Annotated in this window: 1 protein-coding gene; it reads left to right on the top strand. The window is 49.5% G+C overall.

The window, feature by feature from the left end; translation table 11 throughout:
• Positions 1 to 967, top strand: a 967-nt coding sequence (locus H141_RS0119635; protein WP_051090428.1) for an IS256 family transposase, incomplete at its 5' end; no start/stop codon positions are given.
• Positions 968 to 1096 lie beyond the last annotated feature (129 nt).

Raw genomic sequence — 1096 nt, 5'->3', positions numbered from 1 at the left:
ATTTAGGCTGCCACTAAGAATGGGATGTTTACATAAACTCATCAAGAAAGGTGAGAAACAGCTCGGTGGCTTTGATGAGCGTATTGTCTCGCTGTATGCCAGAGGTATGTCTACCCGCGATATTCAGGCCCATTTTGAAGAAGCCTATGGCGTTGAAGTCTCGCCGACGTTTATCTCTCAGGTCACCAATGCCGTACTGGACGAGGTTAAAGCCTGGCAGCAGCGGCCATTAGCGCCGGTATACCCGATAGTCTATCTGGACTGCCTGGTTGTGCGTAGCCGCGATTCTGGTAGCATCCAGAACAAATCTGTTTATCTGGCGCTGGGCGTGAACACCGATGGCGAGAAAGAGCTGCTGGGCTTATGGATAGCTCAAACCGAAGGTGCTAAGTTCTGGCTGTCCGTGATGAACGAGTTGAAAAACCGCGGTGTGGAAGATATCTTTATCGCCTGCGTTGATGGCCTCAAAGGCTTCCCGGATGCGATAGAAGCGGTTTACCCGAAAACACAGGTACAACTGTGCATCGTGCATCAAATCCGCAACAGCCTGCGCTTCGTCAGCTGGAAAGAGCGTAAAGCCGTCGCAGCACACCTTAAAACTATCTATGGCGCAGCTACCTTGCAGCAAGCAGAGCAGGCACTGGAGCAGTTCGCCCAAACGTGGGATAACCAGCATCCAGGCATCAGCAAATCCTGGCGCGACAACTGGACACGACTGAGCGTGTTCTTCGACTACCCACCGGAGATACGCAAGGTCATTTATACCACCAACGCCATCGAATCTCTCAATGCCAGCCTGCGTCAGGTCACCAAGACCAGAAGGTCATTCCCGAATGATGATGCAGTGCTGAAGTTGTTGTATCTGGCTTTACACCAGATTGCTAAAAAGTGGACAATGCCACTGCGAGATTGGAAGCCTGCTATGACACAGTTTATGATCATGTACGGTGACCGTGTATCGTTATGATAAACAGCCACTTACACAGAAGATTTTATAGTCTCAAGCTGGGCGCCTGTTCTTCTAAAATATCCTGAAATGCCCTCCTGAAAATACTCTGCTATGTGCTTGAACTTACTTTAGTCAGTATCTGTTGTT

Origin of the sequence: Arsukibacterium perlucidum DSM 18276 (assembly GCF_000382165.1) — a bacterium.
GTDB lineage: Bacteria > Pseudomonadota > Gammaproteobacteria > Enterobacterales > Alteromonadaceae > Alishewanella > Alishewanella perlucidum.
Note: the sequence above shows the minus strand (reverse complement) of the source record. Positions and strands in the feature narration are given on the sequence as shown.